Origin of the sequence: Pseudomonas sp. 18.1.10 (assembly GCF_024655625.1) — a bacterium.
GTDB lineage: Bacteria > Pseudomonadota > Gammaproteobacteria > Pseudomonadales > Pseudomonadaceae > Aquipseudomonas.
This window is the reverse complement of sequence record NZ_JANLGL010000246.1, coordinates 1-7,347: the sequence shown is the minus strand read 5'-3', so window position 1 is coordinate 7,347 and position 7,347 is coordinate 1. Positions and strand designations below refer to the sequence as shown.

Below are 7,347 nucleotides of genomic sequence, written 5' to 3'. Positions count from 1 at the left end.
GTCAGTCAACACATCCTTGGCTGAACCACCGCATTCGCGAGCAAGCCCGCTCCCACATTTTTTATCGCATTCCACTCAAACTTCGGCGTAGGCCACTTCGTTGAAGCTCGCCACCAGCCACGTCAGCTCTTCGCGCGGCAGATGGGCCAGCGGCTGCAAATCAAACCGCGCCATGCGCCCGACAAATTCGCTGGGTTTCACCAAGCGTTCCACCACATGGTAGTGCGGCCGATCCAGGTAATCGTCGAACAACACGACCATCGGCTTCGTCGCCCGCAGGTACGCCGTGACAAAACACGCGATGCGAAAGCGCCCGTCAATAAGGATCACGTCCGGCTGCTCAAAGAACGGCTCATCCCAGACCTTCAACGGGTAAGTGTGGAATTTCTTCCAGTGCCGGGCGTTTTTCGGGCGGGCCCATTTGCCGGTTTCGCCCACGTTCACCGGGTAGATCAGTGGCCGTGAAGGCAGCGTGGCGTTGGCGATCCAGGTTTGCATGTCTGCGGCCCAATGGGCGTCGTTTTCCACCGAGATCACGGTTTTGTCCGGCAGGTTCGCCGCCAGCAGGGTCGAGCCGCCGCTGCCGTATTCGAGGATCACCGAGGCCTGGGTGTAGAGGGTTTTGACGTACGCGGCGACGTCTGCCGGGAAGGTGACCTGGGGTTCCTCCATGGGCTCGCGGGGCAATTCGAGCGGCTGTGGGTTCTGGCAGTGCTTGAGGTACCGGGCGGCCAGATCAGCGTCGATGGCCTTGAGCAGTTCACCCGCCACATCGTGGGCGGCATAGACCGTGTGCAACAGGAACGCCAGTTTCAGGCGCTGGTTATCCGACAGCCCGGCCATGCGCGTGGCATCCGGCAGAAACAGCGCGTCGGCGCACATCAGGTGCGAGGTCTGCGGTTGATGCTGCAAGTTGTTCAAGCGGTAAAAACTGAAGCCGCGCCGGGCCAGGCAGCGGCTAATCAAGCCCACATCGGCCTGCTGGTCATGGGTCGGCACAAAGTTGACCCGGGCTTGCACCAGCAACGCATCGGCGAGGCTGCGCTGGCCGTGTTCGACCACGGCGAGGCTGTCGTTGAGGTTGTCGAGCAAGAGCCAATCCACCGCGGGCAGGCCGTTGATCGCGTCCAGCTTGAGGGTCGGCAACGCCAGCTTGGCCAGCACGCTTGCACTCGCCAGCGGTGCCAGCGTGGCACTCATGCCTGGATCGAGGCAGGCATAAAGTGTGGCCGGCTGGCCGTTGCCCAGCGCGGCGTGAGGGTAGTAGTGCAACTCACCGAGCTGGGCCAGTTGCTTGGCATTGCTGATGCGGCTGGCGGGGTCGAAGGCCACCGTGGAAAACGCCGCCATTTTTTGCAGGGCCACGAACTGCGCCGACGCGATCAACGTACCGCCGTGGTCGAGGGTCACGACCTTGCCCTGGAAGGTGAAGCGGAAACCTGCGTCCTCTGGCGGCGCGGCCGGGTGTTGCAGTTCGACGGCAGCGTCGTCGCCGTCGAAACGGGCCTGCCCTTGCGCGTCCAACGTCAACGCGGCTCGCGGTGTGTTCTCGCAATAGCGCTGCCAGATGGCGCGCATGGCCGTATCGAAGTGGTGGGCAAACCGCTGGCTGTCGCACACCGGCGAGCCCATCAGTACTTCGCGCAGGTGGCTGCGGATACGCTGGAGGCTGTCGAGGTCGCTGGCCAGTTCGATCACGCGTTGCTGGTAGTGCTCCCAACTGTGCACCACCAATTCCGGCAACCCGGCGTTGACCAGGTGCGTGGCCGAGTGGCGCCCGGCGAACGTCGGGCCGGGGAACGTCACCACCGGCACCCCCATCAACAAGGCTTCACAGGTGGTGAGGCCGCCGGAATACGGCCAGGGGTCGAGGGCGATGTCGATGCGGTTGTAGGTGTCGAGCAGGCTTTTGTGGCCGACCGGGCCTTCGATCAGCACACGTTCTTCGGCAATGCCCTGGGCCGCCATAAAGCCGTGCACATGGCCGCGCAACTCGCGGTTGCCGAACGCGCCGCCCTTGAGCAACAGGCGTGAATCCGGCGTGGCGCGCATCACCTCGGCCCAGCGCGCCAGCAGCAGGTCATTGATCTTGGTCGGGTTGTTGAAGCAGCCGTAGGTGATGTAACCGTTGGCCAGTGCGGGCAATGGTTTGATATCGGGCGTGTAGGGCGGCGGGTCGTAGCAGATGTAGTCGTCGGGCAGGCGGATGAGTTTTTCGCTGTAGTAGGCGTCTTCGCCAGCGGGGGATTCGATGCGGTCGGTGAGCAGGTAGTCGATGGCGTCCAGGCCGGTGGTGTTAATCAGGCCGCCGACCCACTTCACCAGCAACGGCGCCGGCTGCAAGGCCATGGCGCCCATGCGGTTGCCGGCGTTGTGGCCGCACAGGTCGATCAGGATATCGATGCGATCCTCACGGATACGCTGGGCCAGGGCCCCGTCGTCCATGTGCTTGATCGCCAGCCACTGCTGCACCCTGGCCTGGATGCGCCGGGTCAGGTGGTCGCAGACCTGGCTGGTGCTGTAGGCGAACAGCTCGAAGCGGTGGCGCGGCAGTTTTTCCAGCACGCCGACGATCATATTGCCCACCGGGTGCTGGCGCAGGCCATCGGACACCAGGCCGATGCGCAGGCGGCGGTTGGCAGTCTTGTCGGTCTCGGGGCGTGGCGGCACGACTTTGGGGCCGAAGCGCGATTGCCATTCCTTGCACACGGCGAAGATGTAGTCGCGGCTGCGCTCGGGGTCGTAGTGCAATGACGTCAGGCGATTGGAGTACGGCAGCACGTCCTTGCGCTTGGCCAGGGCCACGGCCTTTTGATAATAGGTGTCGGCCTTGCCCAGTTGGCCGAGGTCCTTGTACAGGTTGGCCGCGTTGTTCCAGTGGCTGTAGTCGCCGGGCTCGCGTTCGATCAGCGTTTCGAACACCGCGATGGCTTCACCGTGGCGCTCCAGACGGTTGAGGATCAAGCCTTGGCGCGACAGCATGCGGCAATCCCGGGGCGCCAACTCCAGTGCCTGTTGCACATGCGCCAGCGCCAGGGCGAACTGGCCTTTCTCGAAGTACAGCGTGGCCAGCCGGTGATGGCCGATGGCGAAATCCGGGTCGATCGCCAGTGCCTTGAGCACCAGCTCCAGGGCGCGATCGGCCTGGCCGAGCTTTTGTGCCGTCTTGGCGACCAGCTCCAGGGCCTGGGGCTCGTCTGGCAGCAGGCGCAAGGCCTGCTCGAAACTGGCCAGGGCTTGCTCGGGGGCGCTGCGCAGTTGTTGGTTGCCGAGGTCTTTCCACCCTTGTGGGGTCTTGGGGCGCTGGGGTTTGGGCATGAACGGGCATTCGCCTTGTGGATAAATGGTCTGGGGCAAATGCTAGCGCGACAACCTCGTCACCAAAGCCCGGATAAACCCGCCCCAGCGGGGGGATTAGCGGGGATTGCGCGCACAAAAAAAGGGGCTCAGCGTGCGCTGGCCCCTTCTTTACCTGCGGGTACTTATTGCAGCAGCGACAGCATCTGTTGCGGCATCGAGTTGGCCTGGGCCAATACCGACGTACCGGCTTGTTGCAGGATCTGCGCGCTGGTCATGGCCGACACTTCAGTGGCGTAGTCCACGTCCTGGATGCCCGAACGCGCGGACGTCAGGTTGGTGGTGGTGGTGGAAATGTTGGTGATCGCCGAGTCGAAGCGGTTTTGCACCGCACCCAGGTCCGAACGCATGGAGTCCACGGTGTTCAGGGCGTTGTCGAGGGTGGTCAGGGTGTTGGTGGACTTCTTGCTCACCGCGTTGTCGGTGTCGATGCTGATACTCGCCGAGGTGGTGGTGCCGTCGGTGGTCAGGGTCACTTCGGCCGCGTAGGTCTTGCCGCCGACGGTCAGGAAGTAGTCGCCATCGGCGTCGGTGGACAGGGTGCCGCCAGTCACGGTGGTGCCGGACTTGTCGACGTAGCTGGTGTTGGTCGAAGTGATCGCTGTGCCCGCGGAGTCCGACAGGGTGCTGGCGGTCAGGGTGGTGTCGTAGCCGTTCACGTTGAAGCTGCTCAGGCCGAGGGTGTCGGCGTTGATTTCGCTGAGCTTGATGTCGATGGTTTCGCCATCGTTGGCGCCGACCTGGATGGTGATGGTCTGGTCTTTGGACAGCACGTCCACGCCGTTGAATGCGGTTTGCGAGGAGATACGGTCGATCTCGTCGAGGCGCTGGGTGATTTCGTCCTGGATGGATTGCAGGTCGGACTGGGAGTTGGTGCCGTTGGCCGCCTGTACCGACAGCTCACGGATGCGCTGCAAGTTGTCGTTTACCTGGTCCAGCGCGCCTTCGGTGGTCTGCGCCAGGGAGATGCCGTCGCTGGCGTTGCTGCTGGCCTGGGACAGGCCGGTGATCTGCGAGGTCATGCGGTTGGCAATCGCCTGGCCTGCGGCGTCGTCGGAAGCGCTGTTGATTTTCAGGCCGGACGACAGGCGCTCGATCGAGGTGCTCAGGCTGCTCTCCGAGGCGTTCAGGTTTTGCTGGGCGATCATGGACGTGATGTTGGTATTGATGACTGACATGGTGCAGTTCCTTTCGTGGGTGAGCCGCTGGGGACAGAGTTCGGGCCCGGCGCCGAGGACATTCCACGCCGTTGCCGTACAGACAAAGCGAACATCGGCGATCCGATCTGCCGTCTTTAGGCAGCCTTTGAAAAAATTTGCGCAGCCCCCCGATTTCGCCAGGGAAAGTGCCTGTATTAGCCGATTTGAATGCGCACCCCGCACGTTATAAAGCCTGCCTTGGCCCACAACTGGAGTGCTGCATGAACCCCTCAACCCTGATCGGCCTGCTCGCCAGCCTGCTACTGCTGGCCGTGTTGCTGGTGTTCAGCGCGCAACAACCCGGCTTGTTCGTCGACCTGCCGGCGCTGGGCATTGTGGTGGTCGGCACCTTTGCCGCGACCTTCATCAGCTACCCGCTGCGCGAAGTGCTGCGCATCTTCAGCCTGATAAAGACCGTGGTGCGCCATGAGCGCGAGTACACCCAGGAAGACATCGACGAGCTGGTGAGCCTTTCGCGGCTGTGGATCGACGGCGACCTGCGCGCCGTGGAAGACGTGCTCGACGGCGTGAAAAATCCCTTCCTGCGTTCCGGCGTGCAGTTGGTCATCGACAAGACCCCGCTGGACGACATCCTCGACCTGCTGCAATGGCGCATCGCCCGCCTGCGCGCCAAGGAGCATGCCGAGGCGCAGCTGTTTCGCGTGATGGCCAGCTACGCCCCGGCGTTCGGCATGCTCGGCACGTTGGTGGGGTTGGTGAACCTGATGTTCGTGCTCGGCGACGGCGACATGGTGACCATCGGCCGGCAAATGGCGGTGGGCCTGATGACCACGCTGTACGGCGTGCTGCTGGCCAACCTGCTGTGCAAACCCGTGGCGGTGAAGCTGGAACGCCGCACCGAACAGCGCGTGGTGGTGATGAACATGGTGCTGCAAGGCGTGGCGATGATGGCCAACAAACGCAGCCCGGGGTTGATGCGCGAGACGCTCAAGTCCTTTGTGGCGCATTACCAGAACGAACTACGCGATGAGCCTTTGCGCGCGCCGCTGCGGCTCAGTTGGAAACCGCGCACGTGAGGCCGGTGACGCGCATCCAGGCGGCTGCGATTGCCAGCGGCATGCCGCCGGTGGAGGACACGGCGGGTGAGACGTGGATGATGACCTACCTGGACATGATGACGTTGCTGCTGGTGGTGACCATGGCGATGCTGGCGTTGGCGGGCAAGGGGCATGAGCGTACGCGGCACAGTGCCGAGTTCAGTGGGCCGCCGGTGTTTTCCTTCAAGGGGTTGACCTCGGTGGAGGTGCCAGGAGCGTTGTTGTTGGTTCAGGTTGTGGAGCCGGAGCCGGTTGTGGCCGAGCCCGTGGCCGTCATTGAACCAGAGCCGCCCAAGCCCACCACGCAAGACTTGCTCAACGAACTGCCGCTGGATCAATTGGGCAACGACATTGAAGTGGTCACCAATGAAAGCAGCGTGAGCTTTCGCATCAGCAACGAAATCCTGTTCCCCTCCGGCCAATCCGACCTCAACCTCGGCGGCCTCGCCGTGTTGCACAAGCTCATCCCGGTGCTCGACAGCGTCCCCCACAAACTCATCGTCGCCGGCCACACCGACACCCAAGACATCCGCAGCGCCCGCTTCCCCTCCAACTGGGAACTCTCCAGCGCCCGTGCCGGCAGCGTGGTGCGCTACCTGCAAGCCAACGGCATCCAGCCCGGACGCCTCGCCGCCATCGGTTATGCCGACACCCGGCCGCTGGCGGATAACGCGACGGCTGAAGGCCGCGCGCGTAACCGTCGGGTGGAGTTGATCCTGGAGCGGTGACGGCCGGGGTTGTTTTTTGCGCTGAAGAACAGTGATCATCGCCCTCCCCCCGACTGTTGAGGAACCGAGACCATGGAATTGACGCTGGAAGCTGTGGCGCTTTTTGCACTGAAACTGGTGCATGAGGAGGACGGCGGCAGCCCGGTCTTGCGCGATGATCTGGTGATGGATGGGTATGAGCGGGAGGTGTTTGGGTTGTTGGTGAGGCAGGGGGATTTGGTTGGGGTTTTGGGGAAGGTGGAGGAGTGTGTGGGGCAGGCGTTGGAGGCGGTGGGTGGTTCCGACACTGTGCTGGGACGTGAACTACAAAAACTGTCCGCCGACGTGCAGCAAGCCACTACGCTAGAGGAACTGCAACTCCCCCTCGACGCACTAAAAGCCTACCTAAAAGCCATCCAATGACGCGATCCCCCTGTGGGAGCGGGCTTGCCCGCGATGGACGTCAACGATAACGCTCCGCCACTGACTCACCAAAAGGCCCTCCTGATGATCGACTTCAACAACAAAGGCTTCTTCAAACTCAAACAAAACAACGAATACGCCGAACGCGTATCGGCCCTGCTGCTGGACGGCGAAACAGTGATCGACGCGTACAAGTCCATGCGCGACGGCGTGGTCTTCACCAACAAACGCATCATCGCCGTGAACGTGCAGGGGATTACCGGCAGCAAGAAGGACTTCACGTCACTGCCGTACAAAAATATCGTCGCCTACTCGGTGGAAACGTCCGGGACGTTTGATCTGGATTCGGAGTTGGAGATTTACTTTTCTTCGTTGGGGAAAGTGAAGTTTGAATTCACCGGCAAGACTTCGATTGTGGAAATCTCCCGGTTGATTTCCAAGCATTTACTGGCCTGATCGGCGGGCAAAAAAAAAGACCTTGGCGCCCCAAGGTCTTTTTTACTGCTTACACGATCCAACGAATGTACCGGATCAAAAATGTGGGAGCGGGCTTGAACTGGCCTAATGATTTTGGACACTTCAATCGGGCGCTATGATAGCGCC

The 7,347-nt window shown here is 62.2% G+C and carries 6 protein-coding genes; 4 read left to right on the top strand and 2 right to left on the bottom strand.

The genetic code is table 11. The annotated features are described in order from the left end of the window. Window positions 1-75: 75 nt before the first annotated feature. Both NUV89_RS25865 and NUV89_RS25860 read right to left on the bottom strand, forming a co-directional pair. Entirely contained in the window at window positions 76-3,318 is a 3,243-nt protein-coding gene (locus NUV89_RS25865) for a tetratricopeptide repeat protein (protein ID WP_257783553.1), read from the bottom strand. A gap of 164 nt (window positions 3,319-3,482) precedes the next feature. Further along, window positions 3,483-4,535, bottom strand: a complete 1,053-nt coding sequence (locus NUV89_RS25860; protein WP_257783552.1) for a flagellin — start codon at window positions 4,533-4,535, stop codon at window positions 3,483-3,485. 242 nt (window positions 4,536-4,777) lie between these two features. On the opposite strand from NUV89_RS25860, the gene NUV89_RS25855 reads away from it, so the two are divergent. From NUV89_RS25855 to NUV89_RS25840, 4 genes are all read left to right on the top strand, one after another. Continuing rightward, window positions 4,778-5,593: a motility protein A gene (locus NUV89_RS25855; protein WP_257783551.1), complete on the top strand. Its 816-nt coding sequence runs from the start codon at window positions 4,778-4,780 to the stop codon at window positions 5,591-5,593. Beyond that, window positions 5,590-6,342 (top strand): OmpA family protein, encoded by a 753-nt coding sequence (locus NUV89_RS25850; protein ID WP_308220204.1) that lies wholly within the window; start codon window positions 5,590-5,592, stop codon window positions 6,340-6,342. Before NUV89_RS25855 ends, NUV89_RS25850 begins: the two co-directional genes overlap by 4 nt. A gap of 72 nt (window positions 6,343-6,414) precedes the next feature. Beyond that, entirely contained in the window at window positions 6,415-6,744 is a 330-nt protein-coding gene (locus NUV89_RS25845) for a hypothetical protein (RefSeq protein WP_257783550.1), read from the top strand. Between the two features lie 84 nt (window positions 6,745-6,828). Further along, window positions 6,829-7,200: a PH domain-containing protein gene (locus NUV89_RS25840; protein ID WP_124526406.1), complete on the top strand. Its 372-nt coding sequence runs from the start codon at window positions 6,829-6,831 to the stop codon at window positions 7,198-7,200. Window positions 7,201-7,347 lie beyond the last annotated feature (147 nt).